The sequence below is a fragment of the Blautia sp. KLE_1732_HM_1032 genome (genome assembly GCF_025147905.1).
In the GTDB taxonomy this organism is placed as follows: Bacteria; Bacillota; Clostridia; order Lachnospirales; family Lachnospiraceae; genus Blautia_A; species Blautia_A fusiformis.
Genome location: NZ_CP102266.1, coordinates 2,994,524 through 3,016,904, shown reverse-complemented (window position 1 = coordinate 3,016,904; position 22,381 = coordinate 2,994,524). Strand labels below are relative to the sequence as shown.

The 22,381-nt window shown below is 43.9% G+C and carries 14 protein-coding genes; 10 read left to right on the top strand and 4 right to left on the bottom strand.

Annotation, left to right across the window (positions count from 1 at the left end):
* The first annotated feature begins 63 nt into the window (after window positions 1–63).
* Together NQ489_RS14390 and NQ489_RS14385 are read left to right on the top strand one after the other, a co-directional pair.
* Window positions 64–1,215 (top strand): 1-propanol dehydrogenase PduQ, encoded by a 1,152-nt coding sequence (locus NQ489_RS14390; RefSeq protein ID WP_021651538.1) that lies wholly within the window; start codon window positions 64–66, stop codon window positions 1,213–1,215.
* Window positions 1,216–1,704: 489 nt separating this feature from the next.
* Window positions 1,705–2,928, top strand: coding sequence for a cob(I)yrinic acid a,c-diamide adenosyltransferase (locus tag NQ489_RS14385; protein ID WP_021651537.1), 1,224 nt, complete (start codon window positions 1,705–1,707; stop codon window positions 2,926–2,928).
* A gap of 110 nt (window positions 2,929–3,038) precedes the next feature.
* Here the strand turns inward: NQ489_RS14385 and NQ489_RS14380 are convergent, their stop codons facing one another.
* The gene (locus tag NQ489_RS14380) at window positions 3,039–4,349 is read right to left on the bottom strand and encodes a hypothetical protein (protein ID WP_021651536.1); all 1,311 of its coding nucleotides are present in this window, start codon (window positions 4,347–4,349) and stop codon (window positions 3,039–3,041) included.
* A gap of 287 nt (window positions 4,350–4,636) precedes the next feature.
* On the opposite strand from NQ489_RS14380, the gene recQ reads away from it, so the two are divergent.
* Window positions 4,637–6,466 (top strand): DNA helicase RecQ, encoded by a 1,830-nt coding sequence (recQ, locus tag NQ489_RS14375; RefSeq protein WP_021651534.1) that lies wholly within the window; start codon window positions 4,637–4,639, stop codon window positions 6,464–6,466.
* Window positions 6,467–7,080: 614 nt separating this feature from the next.
* Here the strand turns inward: recQ and NQ489_RS14370 are convergent.
* Complete coding sequence (locus tag NQ489_RS14370) at window positions 7,081–7,929, bottom strand: AraC family transcriptional regulator (protein WP_021651531.1); 849 nt, start codon at window positions 7,927–7,929, stop codon at window positions 7,081–7,083.
* A 205-nt stretch (window positions 7,930–8,134) separates the two neighbouring features.
* On the opposite strand from NQ489_RS14370, the gene NQ489_RS14365 reads away from it, so the two are divergent.
* The 6 genes from NQ489_RS14365 to NQ489_RS14340 all read left to right on the top strand — a co-directional run bounded on the left by NQ489_RS14365 (window position 8,135) and on the right by NQ489_RS14340 (window position 17,579).
* Window positions 8,135–9,931, top strand: coding sequence for an L-fucose isomerase (locus tag NQ489_RS14365; protein ID WP_015525941.1), 1,797 nt, complete (start codon window positions 8,135–8,137; stop codon window positions 9,929–9,931).
* Between the two features lie 161 nt (window positions 9,932–10,092).
* Window positions 10,093–11,127 carry an aldo/keto reductase gene (locus NQ489_RS14360; RefSeq protein ID WP_021651529.1) on the top strand — a complete coding sequence of 345 codons (1,035 nt, stop codon included), beginning with the start codon at window positions 10,093–10,095 and terminating at the stop codon, window positions 11,125–11,127.
* A gap of 81 nt (window positions 11,128–11,208) precedes the next feature.
* Window positions 11,209–11,865: an IS607 family transposase gene (locus NQ489_RS14355; RefSeq protein ID WP_173740174.1), complete on the top strand. Its 657-nt coding sequence runs from the start codon at window positions 11,209–11,211 to the stop codon at window positions 11,863–11,865.
* Window positions 11,795–12,958 (top strand): RNA-guided endonuclease InsQ/TnpB family protein, encoded by a 1,164-nt coding sequence (locus NQ489_RS14350; protein WP_044961535.1) that lies wholly within the window; start codon window positions 11,795–11,797, stop codon window positions 12,956–12,958. The genes NQ489_RS14355 and NQ489_RS14350 overlap by 71 nt, the downstream gene beginning before the upstream one ends.
* A 191-nt stretch (window positions 12,959–13,149) precedes the next feature.
* Window positions 13,150–14,295 carry an exonuclease SbcCD subunit D gene (locus tag NQ489_RS14345; RefSeq protein WP_021651526.1) on the top strand — a complete coding sequence of 382 codons (1,146 nt, stop codon included), beginning with the start codon at window positions 13,150–13,152 and terminating at the stop codon, window positions 14,293–14,295.
* Window positions 14,295–17,579, top strand: coding sequence for an AAA family ATPase (locus NQ489_RS14340; RefSeq protein ID WP_021651525.1), 3,285 nt, complete (start codon window positions 14,295–14,297; stop codon window positions 17,577–17,579). The genes NQ489_RS14345 and NQ489_RS14340 overlap by 1 nt, the downstream gene beginning before the upstream one ends.
* Here NQ489_RS14340 and NQ489_RS14335 read toward each other — a convergent pair.
* A complete protein-coding gene (locus NQ489_RS14335; protein WP_021651524.1) occupies window positions 17,573–19,144 on the bottom strand; it encodes a response regulator transcription factor in 1,572 nt (523 codons plus the stop codon). The genes NQ489_RS14340 and NQ489_RS14335 overlap by 7 nt on opposite strands.
* On the bottom strand, window positions 19,141–20,886 hold the full coding sequence (locus tag NQ489_RS14330; RefSeq protein WP_044961534.1) for a sensor histidine kinase: 1,746 nt from the start codon (window positions 20,884–20,886) through the stop codon (window positions 19,141–19,143). Before NQ489_RS14330 ends, NQ489_RS14335 begins: the two co-directional genes overlap by 4 nt.
* 156 nt (window positions 20,887–21,042) lie before the next feature.
* Between NQ489_RS14330 and NQ489_RS14325 the strand changes: the two genes are divergently transcribed.
* Window positions 21,043–22,332 (top strand): ABC transporter substrate-binding protein, encoded by a 1,290-nt coding sequence (locus NQ489_RS14325; protein WP_021651522.1) that lies wholly within the window; start codon window positions 21,043–21,045, stop codon window positions 22,330–22,332.
* The last annotated feature ends 49 nt before the right edge of the window (window positions 22,333–22,381 follow it).

Here is a 22,381-nt window from a genome sequence, read left to right as displayed (position 1 = left end):
TTATCCGAACACAGGCAGACAAAAGAGAACTGTGTTTCGGTATGACGAGAGGGAGCAGTTTCTATGAATACATTTGAAATGAAAACAGCCATCCATTTTGGAGCTGATGCCCTGGGAAGACTGAGAGATATTCCATACAAAAGAGTCCTTGTTGTCACAGATCCGTTTGTTGTAAAAAGCGGAATGATCGATATGATCACAAAACCGCTTCAGGCAGGTGGAAAAGAATTTGACATTTTCTGTGATGTTGTTCCGGATGCTCCGGTTGGAAAAATTGCCGAAGGAGTCAAAAAATTCCTTCAGTATCAGCCGGAAGCGATCGTTGCAGTAGGTGGTGGCTCTGCCATCGACTCCTCCAAGGCAATCCGTGAGTTTGCCCTGAAGATCAACAATTACGGAAAGGTTGGACTGGTTGCCATTCCTACAACAAGTGGTACTGGCTCCGAGGTTACTTCTTTTGCAGTTGTAAATGATACAGAAGCACATGTGAAATATCCGTTGATCTCAGACAGCCTGACAGCCGATGAGGCGATCCTGGATGCTGAGCTTGTACGCAGTGTTCCACCTGCGATCACAGCAGATACAGGTATGGATGTTCTGACTCATGCAATTGAGTCTTATGTCAGCATCAATCACAATGAGTTTACTTCTGCACTTGCAGAGAAATCCATTGAGATCTGTGGTGTATATCTTTACCGTGCATATGTTGATGGTAATGATATGCATGCAAGACAGAAAATGCATGTAGCATCCTGTCTGGCGGGACTTTCCTTTAATGCCGCAGGACTTGGTATCACACACAGTATGGCGCATCAGCTGGGGGCTATTTTCCATATTCCTCACGGAAGAGCTAATGCGATGCTGTTGCCGCATATTGTTGAATATAATGCAAATATCAACAAACGCAGCAGAAGCCAGAAAGAATATCTTCCGGCAGTAAAGAGATATTCCAATATTGCACATCTTCTTGGACTGAGCAATTATAACGAAGTTATGAGCGTAAGATCTCTTGTAAACTGGATCCAGTTTATGCAGAAAGAGATGAATATCCCGCTTACCATCGAAGAGATGAAGACGATCACACCGGATGCTTATTTTGCGGCGGTTGATAAGATGGCGGATATGGCACTTGCGGATGCCTGCACAGCGGCAAATCCGCGTGTACCGAAGAAAGAGGATATTGTTAAGATTTATACTAAACTTTGGTCTTTTTGATAAAAGATGAAAACCGCAAAGGGGCCGCAAAGCCGCGGCCCCTCTGCACACCCCTCGGGCTTTTTTTAGAGTGCTTGACTGTGGCGGGCGGAAGGGTATTGACTTGTGCCTGTATGCTGCGATTGTTCCGGGTTGAACGTTGTGCCGATGGGGCGCCGTGGGCGCTTTGGATGTGTGACGTTGTTGGCAGGGGCTGGCGCGTTTGTGAACGCCGCGCTTGGTTTGCCGGGATGGTTGTGGTGTGTTACGTTTGCGTGGAATACGTGGGCGCGTTTGTGGACACTGCGCCTGGTTTGCTGGGATGGTTGTGGTGTGTGTGTACGTTTGCGTGGAATACGTGGACGCGTTTGTGAACGCCGCGCCTGGTTTGCCGGGATGATTGTGGTGTGTGTTTACGTATGTGTGGCATGCGTAGCATTTCGAGGATTGTAAAATTGGTCTGATATGGGTGGGATTATTTATCAGGAGTTGCTGGGAGGTTGAGCTGGGATGGAGGTTTATACCGGGTATGGTGATAAGGGGATGACGGATCTTTCCCATACGAAGAATGTTTCAAAGTCGGATGATCGGATTTGTCTGATGGGGTCGGTTGAGGAGCTGATGAGTCATATTGGGCTTGTGCGGGTTCTGGTTGATGATGTGGATGTTGTCCGGATGCTGGAGAAGATCTCGGAGACTTTGAAGAAGATCATAGATGGGGTTTCTGATCCTTATAATCGGGAGTTTAAGCTCAGTGAAGACCGGACGGAGCTTCTGGAGGAGGAGATTGGCCGGATGAAAGAGATTTTTTCCGGAGAGAGGCTTCCGATTCTTCCGGGGGATTCCCGAGTTGCGGCTGAGATTGATGTGACAAGAGCTGTGGCACGGAGGGCTGAGAGAGAGCTTGCGCTGGTCAGTGTGAAGTTTGGATCGGATACCGGAGCCAAGAAATATATGAACCGTTTGTCAGATTATTTTTATGTGCTGGCAAGGTATGTGGATGTTGCGAAGATCGAAGAGAAGAATGAAGCTTCTGAAGGTGTTCAGGGAGCTGTGAAAGCAGAAACTGCTAGGATTGTAGCTAATGTTGGAGTAGAGGCTGTAGGAACTGTTGGAAGTAGTGAGGATGTTGCTGCGGGTACATTGGCGGTGGATGTAAGAGCACAGGATTCGCAGATGGTGCAGAAAAGGGATGTACAGACTTTTAATGCGCAGAATGGGACTGTGACGACAGCAGTGGGAGGAAATACGGCGATGGCACAGAATGACAGTATGGCAGCAAACACGGCGATGATCCAGGAAGTGCTGAAGCGTATGGGTATCCAGGGGCGTATCACATTGGATTCTGCCAAGAGGCTTATTGAGAAGATCGAGCAGGAAGCTTTGAGAAGAAACAAGCCTTCCGTAATTGCGGTATGTAGTCCGGATGGAAATCCGGTTGCGGTTCATGTGATGGATGGATCTTTTCTTGTAAGCTTTGAGGTGGCTTTGAAGAAGGCCTATACATCGGTTGCAGTGAAGATGTCCACCATGGAGCTTTCCAGATTGACACAACCGGGCCAGACCTTTTATGGCCTTGGAAAAATGAGCGATAATATTGTGATATTCGGAGGCGGTGTACCCCTGAAGGTTGGAGACACCATCATCGGCGGTCTCGGTATCAGCGGCGGTACAGGCGAAGAGGATAACAGCCTTGCAGAGTATGGACTGCAGGTACTGAATGAGGTACTGTAGGATACAGGATAAAAACAAAACGTATAGACAGCTCAGAGAGAATAAATAAAAGGGACGTGTTGCAGTGATGATTTTTAAATCAATACTGCGGCACGTCCCTTTTGAATTATTTACTTCCAGCTAATCTTCAGACATTTAACGGAAATATCACTTTTTTCCGGTGCCTGGACCATGTTCTGGATGAAATAGGTTTTTGTCATGGTTTTTCCGGGTTTCAGGTTCAGTGTCAGGTTCTTGGTCCAGTACATCTGGTCATAGATACCGGAACCGGTGGTGATCTTTACTTTTGCGGTGGTGATGGTTTTTGCAGAAGTATTGGTGAATTTCAAGGTATAATAGGTCTTCATGTCATTGGGACCATACTTGATACCGGCAACACGAATCTTCAGATTTTTGACGGTAGGTTTGGCGGCCGGTGCGGATACGGTAATAGTGATCTTACGATTGACACCGTTTAAATTTGCGGTAACCGTGGCTGACCCTTTTTTCTTTGGAACAAGATAGTTTCCGGAAATGGCAAGTACGGAAGGCTTGCTGGAGTTTGCATTTTTGATGGTCAGACTGGTACCGCCCTTCAGATTGATAAGGGAACGCATGCTGACCTTGGAACCAACCTTGAGTGTAGTTTTGGAAGCGCGGAAGGTTGCTACGGTTTTTGAAGACGAGGTTACTTTTCCGGTCAGCTTACAGGCTGCGGCCTTTGGATAGGATAAAGTGATCTTTGCGGATCCGGCTTTCATGCCCTTCAGGGTAACTGTGAAACGGCTGCGTTTTTTGGAATCCTGAGTGATGCTTTGTACCTTGAGAACAGAGCTGTTGGAAGAAGTAACCTTGAATTTTGATTTGCTGATGGTTTTTACGTAGGGATCAGAAATCTCGATTCCGATGGAAGTGTTTTTTCCGGTTCGGATGCTCTGGTTCAGATAATTGTTGTTGGTGATAAAAATTTCCGGAACAGCCTGTTTGATGGTAACCTCATAGTCACAGTCTACCGGTACCGGACATTTTTTATTGCCGAAATCGAACTCCAAGTAGCCATCCTCTATGTTGTCATCGTAGGTGAAAAAGGTTTCCTTGTATGCCAGCGGTGTATAATTTGAAGTGCTCAGCTTAACCACATTGATCCCATCGATAGAAAATGTGGTGCTTTTTGGGATGACTCCCTTGGGTGAATAAAAGCTTACACGGACTGTCACGGCATAGATCCGTTTTTGGCAGTTTGCATTTTTGATGTTGATCGGGAAATTAATGTCTGAAGACTCATCTTCGATCACACCGTCGGTATCACGGATAGTGGAAGTGGTTCCTTTGGTCACGACCCGGACTCTGGCGTGGGCATCCTGGGGAAGCAGGAGCACAATAACGGAAAAAAGAAACAGGAAAAAAATTGCTTCGATGGTTTTTATTTTTCTTTTACACATAACAAACCTCCTTTTTTTATGAGCATACCGGCTGTTACTGAACAGAGGCCCGGGTACTCCATGAATTCATGGTCCTCTGCTGCGGAACAGTATAAACAGACTCTTTCTCTTATATCATTATAACAGGAAACCAGGGAGGAAGTGCTTTGTGATTTTTTTGTATCAATTGGCAATTTATCTGTAAATATGTTAAAATAAAATATTCGGAAAACAGCAGCGATTCGACAATGAAAAAGAGAAGCGTTACAGTTCCGGTGGGAACGTAACAGAAAGGATCATGTCGATTTATGACGAAACAGGAACTTTTAAAGACCCATTTCGGGTATGATACATTCAGAGAAGGGCAGGAAGCGGTGATCGATGCGCTTCTTGCAGGAAAAGATGTTCTGGCAGTGATGCCAACCGGCGCAGGAAAATCAATCTGCTATCAGGTACCGGCACTGATGATGAAGGGGATCACACTGGTAATATCACCGTTGATCTCCCTTATGAAGGATCAGGTGAGAAGCCTGAACCAGGTCGGTATCTCAGCAGCATACCTCAACAGCTCTCTGACGCAGGGGCAGTATTTCACAGCCTTGCGCTATGCAAAGGCAGGACGATATCCGATCATCTATGTAGCACCGGAGAGGCTTACCACAGAGGCGTTTCTGGATTTTGCGCTGAGCGCGGATATTTCCATGATCGCAGTGGATGAGTCACACTGTGTATCACAGTGGGGACAGGATTTTCGGCCAAGCTATCTGAAGATCGCAGAGTTTGTGGCACAGCTTCCAAAAAGACCGGTGATCGGTGCATTTACAGCTACAGCTACGAAGGAGGTCAGGGAGGATATTGCAAGACTTCTGGGGCTTCAGGATCCCTTTTGCACAACCACAGGATTTGACCGGGAAAACCTTTATTTTGCAGTGAAAACACCGAAAGATAAATATAAGGAAGTACACGATTACATACTGGAGCATCCGGACGACAGTGGAATCATCTACTGTCTCACCAGAAAGCTGGTGGAGGAGGTCTGCGGAAAGCTGATCCGTGACGGCATCACGGCCACCAGATATCATGCAGGACTTTCCGATGAGGAACGCCGGAACAATCAGGATGATTTTATTTATGACCGCTGTCGTGTGATGGTAGCCACCAATGCATTTGGAATGGGAATCGACAAGTCCGATGTGCGTTATGTCATTCATTATAATATGCCGAAGAACATGGAAGGCTATTATCAGGAAGCAGGCCGTGCGGGCCGTGACGGCGATCCTGCGGAATGTATCCTGCTTTACAGCGGGAAGGATGTGGTTACCAATCAGTATCTTATCGAGAGAGGACAGGATAACCAGGAAATGGAAGCGGCAGCCTGGCGCCTTGTCCGGGAGCGTGATCAGGAGAGGCTGAAGCAGATGACCTTTTACTGCTTTACCCATGATTGTCTGCGTGAGTACATCCTGAAATATTTTGGGGAATACGGAAAAAGCTACTGCGGAAACTGCCTGAACTGCCAGACCGAGTTTGAAGAGCAGGATGTGAGCCAGGAGGCCAGGGCAATGATCCGGTGCGTGGAAAGCAGTGGTCAGAGATACGGAGTGAACGTGATCCTGGATACTCTGCGCGGCGCATCTACGGCGAAGATCCGGCAGTATGAGATGGATGGAAACCCGGAATATGGAGTCTGTGCAAAGATTCCGGCACACCGGCTACGGCAGATCTTTAATTATCTGGTACTGAAGGAATATCTTCATCTGACGGATGACGGATATACGATTGTGAAGCTGACCGCCGCTTCCAGGTCATTTCTGGAGGAGGAGCATATCCTCACAATGAAAATGTCAAAAGAGCTGGAGACGAAGAAAAAAGAGAAACGGAGCAGACTTCCGAAATCTGCAGTCGGGGAGCTGGGAGAACAGGATGAGCCCCTTTTTCAGAAGCTTCGTGCTCTTCGCCTGGAAATCGCCAGAGAGGAAAAAATTCCCCCTTATATGGTCTTTTCCGACAAAACCCTTATCCATATGTGCATTCTAAAGCCTGGAAACGAGGAGGAAATGCTGAATGTGACAGGAGTCGGCAGGCACAAGTACGAAAAATACGGAAAAAGGTTTATAGATGCGGTGAAAAAGCTGTAGGAAAGAGACTTTTGCTGTCGGAAAATGAAGAGCGAAATGTTCTGAAATTTCTTGCATTTTAAAGAGGCATTTGTTAGAATAAGACAAGCAGGAAACATCCGGCGGCTATAATGCGGCCGGATCGTTTTTAACTGTATCATATTTCTGCTGCATGTTCCGGTGCAGCGTACAGGCATTTCGCAAGCAGAGTTCTATGCAGCAGTGGAATCCCTTCGAGTAGATGGACCAACTGTGTGAGATATCCGTTGGTCAGAAGCAAGCAGTGAGGTGGATGATCGTATCCGCTTTCAATTAAGACATAATCTGGTGCTGGTCACTGCGTAAACAGAGATCAGGCTCCTTCACGATCTGCGTCGGCTTTTTCATGCAGAAAATCTGCCCTGCCGGCTTTTTTTCTCATACAGAAGAGTAGCATGTATTCATAAAGACATGAACATAGCCCGTCTGCAAAACGGGAATCCGTTCCGGCATGACTGTTCTCCACCAGGCCGAAAAAGCTGTATTTACATAAAACAGCCCAATTCCTCAAAAAGCAGGATATCCGCAATATGTGCGAGATCCTGCTTTTTGTCATGTAATATTCTGGTATGTGCCATTAAGACGTGGAAAATATTTCAGCGTCTTTTATATTTGCCGGGGGTGATCCCCTTGTACTTTTTGAAGGTACGGATAAAGTAGCTCAGATCATTAAAGCCATTCCGATAGGCGATCTCCGTGATGGAATCATCAGTGGTAGCCAGCTGGCAGCAGGCCTGCTCGATCCTCTGGCGGTTGAGGTAATCCATTGGTGTCTGATGCGTCATCTCGGAAAAGAACCGGCAGAAATATTTGGGAGACATGGAAACCGAAGCGGAAAGCTCCTGCAGGGTAATGGGGCTGGCATAGTTCTTTTCAATAAATTCCACGACCTGCTTCAGCTGGACAATGCGCTTGTAATCTCGTCTGGTTTTCCGCAGGCTTTCTAGGTAGTAATGATTACCAAAAACCAATCCGAAAAAGTGGTAAAATTGTCCAAACACAACCAGCTCATATCCTGGCTTCCTCTGCCAGAAAGAATCAAAAAGAGAGTTCACCGCTCTCTGGATATCAGGCTGCTTTTCGGTGAAATGGTGATAGATCAGCAGCTCCTGGTGGCTGATCTTCTGCATATATTCTGTGCAGACGGAATTAAATTTCAGAAACATGTTCATATCAAAAACAATGCACTGATAGATACAATCCTGAGGAATTCCGGAATGCAGAACTCCACTATTGACAAAAATCACATCTCCGGCTTTTGCTGTAAAACTTTTTTCGTCTAAAGTGACGGTGAGAGTGCCCTGTAATACACGCATGATTTCACATTCTACATGCCAGTGGTAGGACATGACATAGCGTGGATGGCTGCTGTCAATGTGGTGGAATTCAAAAGGAAATTCATAGGTACCTCGAAGTCTGTCCTCATTTCTTCCAAGATCGTGCAAAATACAACCCTTCTTTCTTAAATTTTATAGTTTTTTTAGGAACTCATATGAAAAAGTGAATATTGTACTGTTTTTTGCTATTATAACACAAGTAATTTAAAAGATGCAATCGTATAATAAAAGCATAGTTCGGACAGGAGTTGTTGGAACGTAAAAAAACAGTAAGTTATAATAGTGAATATAAATTTAGGAGGTAATTGTTACTATGGCAAAGAGCAGATTAGTAGGCAGCTATCCGGTTATCGGTATCAGACCAACCATCGACGGACGTAGAGGAGCCCTCGATGTAAGAGGATCTCTGGAAGATCAGACTATGAACATGGCCAAATCCGCAGCAAAGCTTTTCGAGGAGAACCTGAAATATTCAAATGGTGAGCCTGTAAAAGTTGTTATTGCTGATACCACCATCGGACGTGTTGGTGAGAGCGCTGCATGTGCGGATAAATTCCGTAAAGAGGGTGTAGATATCACTCTTACAGTTACACCATGCTGGTGCTACGGAGCTGAGACCATGGATATGGATCCACAGACCATCAAGGCTGTATGGGGATTCAACGGAACAGAGAGACCTGGTGCTGTATATCTGGCATCCGTTCTTGCTACACATGCACAGAAGGGCCTTCCGGCATTCGGTATCTACGGACATGACGTTCAGGAAGCTGACGACACATCCATTCCAGAAGACGTTAAAGAGAAACTGTTAAGATTCGGCCGTGCAGCAGTTGCAGCTGCATCCATGAGAGGTAAATCCTACCTGCAGATCGGTTCTGTAACAATGGGTATCGGCGGATCTATCATCGATTCTGATTTCATCGAGTCCTATCTCGGAATGAGAGTTGAGTCTGTTGATGAGGTAGAGATCATCCGTCGTATGACAGAGGGTATCTACGATCACGAAGAGTTTGAGAAAGCTCTCAAATGGGCAAAAGAGACCTGCAAGATTGGCTGGGACAAGAACCCGGAAGAGCTTCAGTTCTCACCAGAGAAGAAAGAGGAGCAGTTCGAGTTTGTTGTTAAGATGGCAGTTATCATCAAAGAGCTGATGAACGGCTGTGATAATCTTGCTCCGGAATTCTCCGAGGAAGCAATCGGACACAATGCTCTTGCAGCTGGATTCCAGGGCCAGAGACAGTGGACAGACTTCTATCCGAACGGTGACTTCGCAGAGGCTATGCTGAACACATCCTTCGACTGGAATGGCGCTCGTGAGCCGTACATCCTTGCTACAGAGAACGACGTTCTCAACGGACTTGGAATGCTGTTCATGAAACTTCTTACAGGACGTGCTCAGATCTTCGCTGATGTTCGTACATACTGGAGCCCGGAGGCAGTTAAGAAAGCTACAGGATATGACCTTGAGGGTGTTGCCAAAGAAGCTGGCGGATTCCTTCATCTGATCAACTCCGGTGCTGCTTGCCTGGATGCTAACGGACAGGCTAAAGAGGCTGACGGAACACCAGTTATGAAACAGTGGTGGGATGTTACAGAGGCAGACCAGAAAGCGATCATGGACAACACAGAGTGGTGTATGGCCGACAACGGATACTTCCGTGGAGGCGGATACTCCAGCCGTTATGAGACACGTGCTCAGATGCCTGCAACTATGATCCGTCTGAACCTTGTAAAAGGACTTGGACCGGTTCTTCAGATCGCAGAGGGATGGACAGTAGCCCTTCCGGAAGAGGTATCTGACAAGCTTTGGAAACGTACAGATTACACATGGCCATGTACATGGTTCGCTCCAAGATGCGATGGCAAAGAGGGACCGTTCAAAACAGCTTACGATGTAATGAACAACTGGGGTGCTAACCACGGTGCGATCTCCTACGGACACATCGGTGCAGACCTGATCACAATGTGCTCTATGCTGAGAATCCCGGTATCCATGCACAACGTTCCTGAGAAGGATATCTATCGTCCGGCAGCTTGGAACGCATTCGGTATGGAAAAAGAGGGTGCAGACTTCCGCGCTTGCAAGAACTATGGACCACTTTACAAATAAATCATATTGTTAAGATAACGGAATATCAAATCCTCCGGCATGAATGTGCCGGAGGATTTTTTTGTGCCGTGGTATATGGATAGTTGGGAAATATACTGTTCGGATCTACGGAAAAAAGTTATAATAGAAAAAGATATATATGAATACGGGAGGTTACGTAGATGAAATATATACAGCTGAACAATACAGATCTGAACATCAGTCCTATCTGCCTCGGAACAGCAGGATTTGGAGATAAATCAGATCTGGAAAAAAGCTTTGAGATTCTGAACGCATTTGTACGCGCAGGTGGAAATTTTATTGATACGGCAAATGTCTATTGCAAATGGCTAAAAGGACATGGAAACTGCAGTGAGCAGATCATAGGAAAATGGCTGAAAGAGAGTGGCATGCAAGGAAAAGTTATTGTGGCAACGAAGGGCGCGCACTATTCCTTTGAGGATCCGGGCCGCAGCAGAGTGAACAAAGAAGATATCCGCATGGACCTGGATGAGAGTTGCCGCACACTGGGAAAAGATGAGATGGATTTTTACTGGCTTCACAGAGATGATCCGGAGAAACCGGCGGAGGAAATCGTGGATATTCTGGAAGAATTGAAAAAAGAAGGCCGGATCCGTTATTATGGATTTTCCAATTACCGCACAGAGAGGCTGAAAGAAATTGCTCAGTGTCTGAGAGAACGAAATCTTTCAGGGATCACAGCAGTATCCAATCAGTGGAGTCTTGCAGGAATCAATCCCGGAGGAAATACAAATCCGGATCCTACACTTGTGGAGTTTTCCAGAGAAGAATATCAGTGGCACTGTGAGACAGGCGCTGCTGCCGTTCCGTTTTCTTCCACTGCAATGGGATTTTTTTCAAAACTTCAGAAAATGGGGCTTTCCTGTACAGATGCAGAGGTGGATGCATCCTGGATGCGGGAGAAGGAAACACAGATCACAGGTCTTTCAGAAAGTATGAAAAGATCCTACTGGAACGAGACAAACCTTCGCACCTATCAGAAGCTGTTAAAGCTGCAGAAAGAAACCGGCCACAGCCTGCAGGCCCTGTCTTTGGCATACTTTTTCCATCAGCCATTCCAAACTGTGCCTGTAACTGGCGTCAGCAATCCTTCACAGCTAAAAGATGTACTGGATGCCTGTGAGATCGACCTTGCACCGGAACTGTTCGGCGGCTGGGTGAGCGCAGGAGGATGATATAAGTAACTAAATATATTGTAAAAAGATATTAAATGTGTTTAAATGTACTTATGGAGGTATATTATGAACACATCAAATATCACAAATTATAAACCAAAAGATTTTGCTGAATTATTAGGTGTTTCTGTAAAAACGCTTCAGAGATGGGACAGAGAGGGAATCTTAAAAGCAAACCGAACTCCAACAGACAGGCGTTATTACACATATGACCAGTATCTTCAATTTAAAGGTATAAATATAGAACATGATAAACGAAAAGTTGTTATTTATGCAAGAGTATCTACCAAAAACCAAAGGGATGATCTTCAAAATCAGACAGCATTTCTGCGTCAGTTCTGTAATGCCAGAGGAATGATCGTAGACCAGTGCATTGAAGACTATGGAAGCGGACTTGATTATAACCGCAGGAAATGGAATGGATTACTGGACGAAGTCATGGAGCAGAAGGTCAAAACCATAGTGATCACGCATAAAGACAGATTTATCCGTTTTGGATACGAATGGTTTGAAAGATTCTGCATGAGATTCCACACAACGATACTGGTGGTGAACAATGAAGAACTGTCACCACAGGAAGAACTTGTACAGGATATTATTTCCATCCTTCATGTGTTTTCCTGTAGATTATATGGACTTCGTAAGTATAAAAAACAGATAGAAAAGGATGAGGAGATTGCTGAAGAGCTTCAAGACAGAGATCGATCCTACAGAAGAGCAGAAGATCAAAATACATAAGACAATCGGCACATGCAGATATATTTATAATTTCTACCTGTTTCATAATAAAGAACGTTATGATGCCGGTGAAAGATTTATGAGCGGCAAGTCGTTCAGTGTATGGCTGAACAATGAATACCTTCCAGGGCATCCGGAATATTTCTGGATCAGAGAAGTCAGTTCCAAATCGGTAAAGAATACAATCGAAAATGCCTGTACCGCTTTTTCAAGATTTTTTCATCATCAGAGTAGTTTCCCGAGATATAAGAAAAAAGGAAGATCTGATGTAAAAATGTATTTTGTAAAGAATAATCCCAAAGACTGTCTCTGTGAACGTCACAGGATCAAGATCCCAACACTTGGCTGGGTAAGGCTGAAAGAAAAAGGTTACATTCCGGCCTCTAAGGATGGATATGTGATCCGAAGCGGGGCAGTTTCCATGAAAGCAGGCAGATATTATGTGTCTGCACTTGTCGATATACCTGCTCCGGAAGCAGATGGAAATTTCACTGATGGGATCGGAATCGATCTGGGGCTGAAAGACTTTGCGGTTGTGTCAAATGGAACTGTATACAGAAATATCAATAAAACAGCACGGATCAGAAAACTTGAGAAACAATTAAGACGGGCACAGCGAAAGCTTTCCCGTAAATATGAGAACTTAAAGAAAGGAGAGTCCACTCAAAGAGCAAATATATGCAAACAAAAGCTTAAAGTACAGAAACTTCATCATCGGATAGAAAATATCCGTACAGATCATATCAACAAGGTAATATCTGAGATAGTGAAAACCAAGCCGTCTCATATAACGATTGAGGATCTGAACATATCCGGGATGATGAAGAACCGGCATCTCTCAAAAGCAGTTGCGTCCCAGAAATTCTATGAATTCCGGACAAAATTGAAAATAAAATGTGCTGAATATGGAATCGAACTGAGGGTAGTTGACCGATGGTATCCATCTTCCAGGATCTGCCACTGCTGCAGCTGTATTAAAAAAGATCTGAAACTTTCAGACAGGATCTACAGATGCACATGTGGATATATTGAGGACAGAGATCTCAATGCAGCACTGAATCTGAGAGATGCAGAGACTTACGAAGTTGCATGATCCCGCAAACGTAAGTATGTACCGAAGGCTATTTCGGGAATTAACGACTGTGGAGTGTACTTAGGATCTGTGAGTAGAGATAACTCCGGTTACTCAAAAGCATACACAAAGAAACAGTAAGCGGTATTCGTGAGAATCCGCATTATCTCGATGTGAGTATGTTTAATCACATTTTGAGTGGCAGGTGATCGATGAAACTGATCCATTTATCAGATCTTCACCTGGGAAAACGTGTCAATGAGTTTTCCATGATCGAAGATCAGAAATATATTTTGAATGAAATCCTGAGGATCATTGATAAAGAAGCACCGGACGGGGTTCTTCTTGCGGGGGATCTTTATGACAGACCGGTTCCGTCTGCGGAAGCCGTGCAGCTTTTTGACCGGTTTCTTACGCAGTTGGCAGAAAGGAAGATTCCGGTGTATGCCATCAGCGGAAATCATGACAGTGCGGAAAGGATCGCTTTCGGTTCACAGATCATGAGTAGCAGTGGGATCTGCATGACCCCGGTATACGATGGAAAAACAGAAAAGTACTGTTTAACGGACAGCTATGGAGAAGTGTGGATCCATCTGCTTCCATTTGTGCGTCCGGCAACTGTGAGGCACGGGCTGGAAGGAGAAGAAGAGGTGGATGAGATCCGTACCTACCAGGAGGCCGTGCAGGCGGCAGTTGCACATATGGAGATTGATAAACGTCATCGCAATGTACTGATCGCCCATCAGTTTGTGGTCGGTGCAATGCGCTGCGATTCTGAAGAGATTTCCGTTGGAGGTATCGACCAGGTGGAGGCAGATGTGTTCCGGGATTTTGACTATGTGGCACTTGGTCATATCCACAGTCCTCAGAATGTGGGAAGCGAGCACATCCGCTACTGCGGAACTCCTTTGAAATATTCTTTTTCCGAGGCAGGACAGCAGAAATCCGCGACAGTTGTGGAGCTTCTGGAAAAAGGAAATCTCAAGATCAGGGAGATTCCGCTGAAGCCTCTACGGGATATGCGAAAACTAAAGGGCACATACATGGAAATCACATCACTGTCCGGTTATCAGGACACAAACACAGAGGATTATGTGCAGATCACGCTGACAGATGAAGAAGATATCGTAGATGGAATGCAGAAGCTCCGTACTATTTATCCGAATCTGATGAGGCTGGAATATGATAACCGACGTACAAGAGAAAACCAGGAGATCGCAGGCACAGAAACGGTGAAAAGGAAATCTGAGCTGGAATATTTTGAGGAATTTTTTGAACTGCAGAATAACCAGCCCATGAATGAAGAACAGCGGAAATATTCCGAAGACCTGATCCGTAAGATCCAGGAGGTGAAATAATGAGACCGGAAAAACTGACCATCAGTGCCTTCGGGCCCTATGCGGACAAAACAGAGATTGATTTTTCAAAGCTTGGAGAGGGAGGTCTCTACCTGATCACCGGTGACACCGGAGCGGGAAAAACCACGATCTTTGATGCGATCACCTTTGCGTTATATGGAAGAGCCAGTGGAGAGGTAAGAGATCCGGCCATGTTTCGGAGCAAATATGCAGAGCCTTCCACAGAGACCTTTGTGGAGCTTGTTTTTTCCTATCAGGGGAAAAATTATCACGTGCGCCGGAGTGCGGAATATATGGCTCCGAAAAAAAGAGGCACCGGACAGACTCTTAGAAAAGCTGAAGCACAGCTGATCTATCCGGATGAACGTCAGCCGGTGACAAAGGCAAAAGATGTTACTGCGGCAGTGGAACAGCTTCTGGGACTGAGTTATAATCAGTTCACACAGATCGCAATGATCGCCCAAGGGGATTTCCAGAAATTACTTCTGGCAGGAACTACACAGAGAGGAGAGATCTTCCGACAGCTCTTTCACACAGGACTTTATCAGCAGATTCAGATGAAACTTAAGGATGCGTCAATAGCCAGATATAAGGAATATGATGAAATGCGCCGCAGTATTGCCCAGTATTTGGATGGAGTGAAAACGGAGACTGCTTCATGGCAGGAGGCAGAGGAATTTGATGAACTGAAAAAGATAAAATTCGAGGGAAAACTGGAGCGGAGTCTGGAACTTCTGAAGCAGTTTCTGGAATATGGTGAAGCACAGGAAAAAGAGCTCCGGGAAAAAGAAGACTCGCTTAATCAGGATATACGAAAAGCAGAAGAGGCACAAAATCTTGTGGCTCAGAAACGAAATCTGGAGCTGAAAAAGAAAAAAGCGGAAAAAGATCTGGAAGAATTAACACCACTTCTACAGCTTGCAGTAGAAGAGGCGGAAAAATATAAAGATGCAGATCACAGATGTGAAGAGCTTGGAATCAGGATCCGTGAAAAAGAAGAAAAGCTGAAAAAATATCAGGAGCTGGAAAAGCTGAAAAAAGAGCTGGAAACAATCGAAGGAAAGCTTGAAACAGTCAGTGAAAAAAAAGAGAAGGATATTTCCGAAGAGCAGCTTTTGCAGAAAAAAGATGAGGAAGAAAAAAAACGCCTTTCAATACTGGCAGATGCAGGAGAAGAACTACAAAAATACAAGTTTGAGTACGATAAACTGGACAGTGAAAAACGAAGCTATGACAGCTGTCTGCTGACGGAAGAAGAGATCAAAAAAGAACAGAAACAGATAGATGGATGGCAGGAAGAAATCATCCGGAAAGAAACGCAGCAGAAGGAAGAGCTGGAGCAGCAAAAGAAAGACAAGGCGCTGTTGGACAGCGCGGAGCTGGAACTTCAGAAGGCAGAGACGAAAAAGACAGAAGGGCTTCGGAAAAAGAAAGAATTAGAAGGACTGATTGCTCTGGTTAAGGAGTTTCAAGGGGCTTATAATGCCACGAAAGAGCAGCAGGAAAAATATAAGATTTCCATTGAAAAAGTACAAAAGCAGAGAGAAGTTTACCAGAAACTGTTTCAGAGTTTTCTGGACGCGCAGGCAGGGCTCCTGGCGCAGGAACTGAAAGAGGGCTGCCCATGCCCGGTATGTGGTTCTTTCGAGCATCCGCGTCCGGGAATACTTCCCAAAGGACAGGTTGTGGATCAGGAAATCCTGGACAGAGAGAAACAAAAACTGGACAGACTGGAGAATGACGCAAATACGCAGAGTGTGGAAGCAGGAAAACGAAAAGAACGCCAGAAAACATTATGGCATCAGATCCAGAGGGAGGCACAAGAGCTTTTACATGAGACGGAATGGAAAAAGCTGATCCCTTTGCTGAAAGAAAAACAGGACCAATGTGAAAAGCAGCTGGCAGATAGCGAGGAAGAGATTCGCATAGCAATAGAACGTAAAAAAAAGAAGAACGAAACAGAAACGTGGATCGAAAAGCTGGAAACAGAGATCGTTCAGTTACAGGAAGAGAAAAATCAATGTGACAGAAAACAGGCCGGTCTTCAGACAAGAGACGTGGAAAACAAAAAGCAGCAGCAGATAACAGCAGAAGAGATCCGAAAACTGATTCAGAAAAGTCTGGTGGCAGGAAATGGAGAAGTGACGGACAACACAGCTGCAGGATTTGAAAGACAGATACAGGATATGCTCAGCTGCCTGTCAGAAAAAGTTCAGGGAAAGGAAAAAGAAGCAAAACAGAAACAGGATCTTGAGAAGCTGATCATAGAAAGAGAAAAGACTCTGAAAGAACTGGGAAGAGTTATCAATGAAGCTGCACAGGACATCGTACGTCTGGAAACAGAGAGGAAGAACAAAGCACAGAAAGTGGATGAGCTGAACGAAGAGATCGGAGAAGGTGGAAAAGAATCTCTGGAACAGGAAATAAAAACACAGAGGAAGCTGTATGAAGAGCTGAAAGAAAGCAGCAGAAGAGCTCAACAGAAATTACAGGAGATCCGGGCGGAAAAGGAAAGAATAACAGCGGTTGTAAAAAACTTTGAGGAGCAGAAAAAAGAAATCGGAGAAGTAGATGAGGATGCGCTCAGAGAGCAGTACAGCCGTTTTAGGGAAGAGAAAACACAGCTTTCGGAAAAACGAAAAGCACTTTTTTCTGTTCAGAAGGGAAATGAGGAAATATATCAGAAAGTGCAGGTACGTCAGACGGAAATGACTGCGGCGGAAAAAGAATATGTCTGGATGAAAAATCTTTCGGATACAGCCAATGGAAAACTGAACGGAAAGGCAAAGATCGAGCTGGAAACTTATATCCAGATGGCATATTTTGACCGGATCCTGCGAAGAGCCAATCTCCGTCTTATGACCATGAGTAGCGGTCAGTACGAACTGAAACGCCAGGAGCAGAGCAAAAATCAGAAAGAAAAAGCAGGTCTCGATCTGAATGTCATAGATCACTATAACGGAACAGAACGAAGTGTAAAGACATTGTCCGGTGGGGAATCCTTCCAGGCATCTCTGTCCCTTGCACTGGGCCTGTCTGATGAGATCCAGGCCTGCGCAGGGGGAATCCGGCTGGATTCCATGTTTGTAGATGAAGGTTTCGGATCCTTGGATGAGGAATCCCTGGAACAGGCCCTGAAAGCCCTGACAAGTCTGGCCGACGGAAAACGTCTGGTAGGAATTATCTCACATGTGTCAGAACTGAAGGAACGGATCGAAAATAAGATCATCGTCACCAAAAAATGTGGTGGGGATGGTGTGGGAAGCAGTATAAAAATTCAGTGAAAACGGCAGGAAATCTTCCGATAATCATTGGGAGTCATACCAGTTTGCTGCTTGAAAATACGGCTGAAGTAACGAAAATTGGGATATCCTACCATGTGGGATATCTCATTTACGTGATAGGAAGAAGTTTTCAGCAATTCTTTAGCTTTCTGGATACGCAGATCGGTAAGAAGATCCGTAAAATTTTTGCCGGTTGTCTGTTTGATCAGTCTGCTGATATAAGGAGTACTTCGGTTAAATTCATCGGCGATACTGTATAGGCTCAGAGGTTTTTCATAATTTGCGCGGATATATTCAATCAGCTGACTGGTCAGGTAGTTGTTTTTATTAATTTTATCAGTATTCAGAAGGCCTGCAATCTGAAACATCCAGTCCTGAAATATTTCAGTCTTTTTTTCCGGAAGTGAGGAGGTTGAAAAAAGCTCTTTCTGTGTTTTGGTGATCTGACGTACCGAATCTGACAGTTCCGTGGAAGCTGACTGAAAAAAAGAAAGAAAAAGAGTCATAAAACTATACATGAAACTGTTGAACTCATCAGGAGTTTGCCGGGTGAAAAACTGGGAGATCTCATCAAAATGCTTTTGAATCATTGTTTTGTCACCGGAAGACAGGGAATTGAGAAGAACCTGAAAATAGTTGGATTTTTCATACATGACAGCAACGGGGTTGGTTTCCAGATCACGGTAGAGCATGACAAAATGACTGGAATTTTTCAGGGTATTAAAAATTTCTACAGTCTGGCTTCGAAGCAGGGGAATTTCAGACAGATTCTCAGAGTGACTGCTGATGGCTGCGGACATGAGAACGTGATTCTTTTTTAGTTCCCCATGTATGAAATTAGTTATTTTTGTAAGTTGTTTTTCATCAATGTCCGGACATAAGGAATACAAAGCGTTTCCATAAGAAAAAATAAGAGCTCCCGGAATCTGTTCCTGAAGATAATGTTCGGCGATATGCGTAAAGTAATATTCTTTTTCCAGATCTTTTGAAACTGTTGTAGAACATTTGCAGTATAAAAGGTAATAGCTTTTAATATGATCCAGGCGGAGCATGGTGACTTCTTCATGAAAAGAAGAAGAAAGGGAAGTGGTGTTCCTGAAAAGTAACCGTTCAAAAAAATCTTTTTGAAGATTTCTGATATTTTCTTTTAGATAGGATTCATATTTTTTGCGCATGATCGCCTGATTTTTCCGTTCGGTGATAGTATGTATAGCTTTCAATACGGATTCTTTCAGGACGTTTTCGTCTACTGGTTTTAGGATATAATCGAAAACATGGTTTTTAATCGCTGTCTGTGCATACTTGAAATCAGAAAAACCGGTAATCAGTATTACGATCTTATCTGGAAAATTATTATGCACGAAAGAAGAAATATACAGGCCGTCTTTTCCTGGCATACGGATATCCGTAAGAATGATATCTGGTTGCTGAGAGGATATGATCTCCAGTGCTTTTGCTGCATTGTCAGAAGTAAAAATATTCTCTTTTTCTGTAAAAATCTGTGAAATATACATTTTAAGTTTTTCCAGGATGATCTTTTCATCATCAACGATCAGAATTTTCATTTTGTCAGGTCCTCCCTTTGATGTATTTGTGGAATACGGATCGTAACACATACAGAAGTACGGTCTTCCATATTTTCAAGAAGCAGTCCATAGGAATTTCCGAATTGGGACCGTAGCCGCATCTGAATATTTATAAGCCCAATGCTTTTCTGGTCGGAAAAAGAAGTTTGTGATACAGAGTGAATCTTTTCAATTACCTGGTGAGAAAACAGGGGGCCGGTGTTATAGACTTTGATCAGTACATCGTCTTTAAAAGTAAATAATTGAATAGAAAGAAAGCCATTTTCCACAGATTCACTGATACCATGTATGATAGCGTTTTCAACGACCGGCTGTATGATCAGTTTTGGGATATACAGATCTTCCATGGGATCGTTACATTCGATCAGAAAAAGAAGCCGATCCTGGAAACGCATTTTCTGAATATCCAAATATTCTCTTACGTAATTAAGATCTTCTGAAATAGGAAGAAGATCAGGGCCTTTGATGCTCATTCGCATGATATCAGCCAGTTTTGGAACGATATCTGTGATTTGCGCTGTTTTTCCAAGAGATGCCAGGCTTGAGATACAGTCCAGGGTATTGTAAAGAAAATGTGGGTTGATCTGTGCCTGAAGCGTTTTCAGCTCTGCGTTTTTCAGAAGAATCTGCTGTTCCGTGATTTTCTTTCCGGATTCCTGAAGGCGCAGGAGCATATGGTTGTATTCCTTTGTCAGCTCAGAAAATTCGTTGCTGGAAACTGTGTGGATCAGGGCGGTTTCATCGGCAACAGAAGTTTGTTTTAACTTAGTGATAAAAACCTGAAATTCCTGGGATATGGTTCTTGAAATCTGAATAACAGCGAAAACCAGTATCAAGAGAAAAAATATGGAAATAACCAGTAGCTGACGCCATACACGATTGATCGAATGAAATGCGCCGGTTGTGTTGAGAAGCCCTCCGATTTGTAAGAAATCGTTTACAGAATAGCGGATGGCATAAAAATTACTATTCCCCCTGTGGGAGTGATAATTCATATTCATGCTTGCTGTGACGGGTGGGGCATAGGGGGAAGTTGTATATACCAGGTCACTATTTTGAAAAAGGGAATAATAACTATATTCAGAATCCTGATGCTCCGTGATCATATTCTCCATAAACCGGATATTGATCTCAGTCAGTAAAATACCGATCTTCTTTTCCGGTTTCTGAATGTCAAAAATATTTTTGGCAGCAGTGATGGTATAAGGTTCCTTTGGAGAATAGTAATAACAGAGAGTTCCCTTTGGTTGTTTTAGATACTCACTGAGCTGCTCCAGTTTTTGCTCCTGTTGTTCCAGGGTGGAATTATAAATAGTCTGATTGGAAATGATCCCATTATCGGTCAGAACAATATAAACCCGTTGAATTTTAGACTGAGCACCTAAAAGATATGTGGAGAAAAGGGTGTTACACTGGGACTGAACTTTTTCCGGACTGAGCTTTTTATCTGCATAGGAATGGATCAGAGACTGAATTTCTGTTCCGTAAAGCAACAGATCAATGTTGGAGTTCAGTGAGGAAAAATAACTGGCTGTATTTTTGGCGATAGACAGAGTATTCTTTTCATGTTCCAGAAGAATATTGTTACGGGATTCTTTTACATAAATCATATAAAAAGAAGATAACAAAATGATATAACTGAGGATCACAACTGGAAGAACGATGACAAGAATTCGAAATTTTATAGAGTGTTCTTTAAATTTTGCAGTAATAGAAAACAATTCTTACCCCTCCTTTTGGCATTATTATATAATGATGAGTGAAAAAAACCAATACATATTATGAAAAGTGACACATAATGTCAAGAAGTGTGCACTGTTTTGATATTAAAAATTATAATATAATGAGTTCATCAAAAAAGAACGGAGGGTTTACAAATGAAGAGAAGAAAGGTGACAGCGTGCGCAATGGCAGCGCTCATGGCAATGGGGCTTGTTGGAACAGTGATGCCGGTTTACGCAAAAAGCAATCTGAAAAATGCAGACGATGTAGTTGAGATCAAGATGGCAGTGTGGACTTCCGGAGCTGCGGATATTTACAATAAAGCAGCGGAAGGGTTTAATCAGACTCATGATAATATAAAATTATCTGTGGAGATGCAGTCCGGAGATTATAACCAGTATCTTGGAGCAAAGACAGCGGCAAAAGATCTGCCGGATCTTTTTGAAGTAAGTTCTTATTCCCAGGTATATGATTTTGCACAGAACGGGCTGCTGGCAGACGTAAGCGATCATGAGTTTGTGGACAAACTTTATGACAATGCAAAAGAAGCAGTTACTTATGATGGCAAAGTGTGGGGATTTCCACAGATGTATGAATGGTGGGGTGTACTTTATAATAAAGATCTTTTTAAAAAAGCAGGAATTGAAAAAGTGCCGGAAACTTTTGATGAGATGAAAGCAGTTTGTGAAAAACTTCAGGCTGCGAATATTACACCATTTACCGCTATTTATAAAGATAACTGGACAGTAAGTCAGGAATTCTGCTCCTTATTCGGAGGAGTACTTGGTGGAAAAGATAAGATCGACAGCTGGCTGGATTCCATGAATAAGGGAGAAGGGAGCTTTAAGGTGGATGGCGTAGACAGAGTTTTTGATTTTATGGATCTTATGAAAGAAAATTCCGGACAGAATTATATGGATTCGGATGCGGCCACAGGATTTTATGCATTTGCAAACCAGGAAGCAGCAATGATCTTTCTTTCAGATGCGGCAACGATTTCTGTAGGAAGTGTAACACAGGATCTTCCCATCGGATTTTTTGCAGTTCCAGTAAGTGATAACGCAGATGATGCAGAAGTTGTGGCATGTGCAACAGATGCGATCGTGGCCAACGCAAACGGGGAACACTTGGATGAAGCCCTGGAAGTGCTTGATTATATCGGAGATGGCGGGGACTGGCTGAAAACAGTGACCAACAGCTACGGCGGCTTTATGGCTTGCATGGACATTGAAGCAGATGATGAAATTGCAAGTAAGGATTATTATAAAGATCTGAAAGCGTATATGGATGCAGGAAAGGTCAGAAGTACTTTGTGGAATCAGCTTCCAAGCGGAGCAAGCGATGTTCTGGGCGATGATGTTCAGGGATATTTTGCAGGAATAACCGATGAAGATCAGACACTGGATGCTCTTGATGAAGGATTTAAAAAGCTTGCAGAAGAATAAACACACAGGAAAACAGGCGGACTTTTAAAAGTCCGCCTGCTATATACGG

Bases quoted from the DNA above. Each gene is read 5' to 3' on its own strand.
- NQ489_RS14390 (WP_021651538.1), top strand. From the start codon at position 64: ATGAATACATTTGAAATGAAAACAGCCATCCATTTTGGAGCTGATGCC.
- NQ489_RS14340 (WP_021651525.1), top strand. From the start codon at position 14,295: ATGAGACCGGAAAAACTGACCATCAGTGCCTTCGGGCCCTATGCGGAC.
- NQ489_RS14385 (WP_021651537.1), top strand. From the start codon at position 1,705: ATGGAGGTTTATACCGGGTATGGTGATAAGGGGATGACGGATCTTTCC.
- NQ489_RS14350 (WP_044961535.1), top strand. From the start codon at position 11,795: ATGAGGAGATTGCTGAAGAGCTTCAAGACAGAGATCGATCCTACAGAA.
- NQ489_RS14360 (WP_021651529.1), top strand. From the start codon at position 10,093: ATGAAATATATACAGCTGAACAATACAGATCTGAACATCAGTCCTATC.
- recQ (WP_021651534.1), top strand. From the start codon at position 4,637: ATGACGAAACAGGAACTTTTAAAGACCCATTTCGGGTATGATACATTC.
- NQ489_RS14325 (WP_021651522.1), top strand. From the start codon at position 21,043: ATGAAGAGAAGAAAGGTGACAGCGTGCGCAATGGCAGCGCTCATGGCA.
- NQ489_RS14345 (WP_021651526.1), top strand. From the start codon at position 13,150: ATGAAACTGATCCATTTATCAGATCTTCACCTGGGAAAACGTGTCAAT.
- NQ489_RS14335 (WP_021651524.1), bottom strand. From the start codon at position 19,144: ATGAAAATTCTGATCGTTGATGATGAAAAGATCATCCTGGAAAAACTT.
- NQ489_RS14365 (WP_015525941.1), top strand. From the start codon at position 8,135: ATGGCAAAGAGCAGATTAGTAGGCAGCTATCCGGTTATCGGTATCAGA.
- NQ489_RS14380 (WP_021651536.1), bottom strand. From the start codon at position 4,349: ATGTGTAAAAGAAAAATAAAAACCATCGAAGCAATTTTTTTCCTGTTT.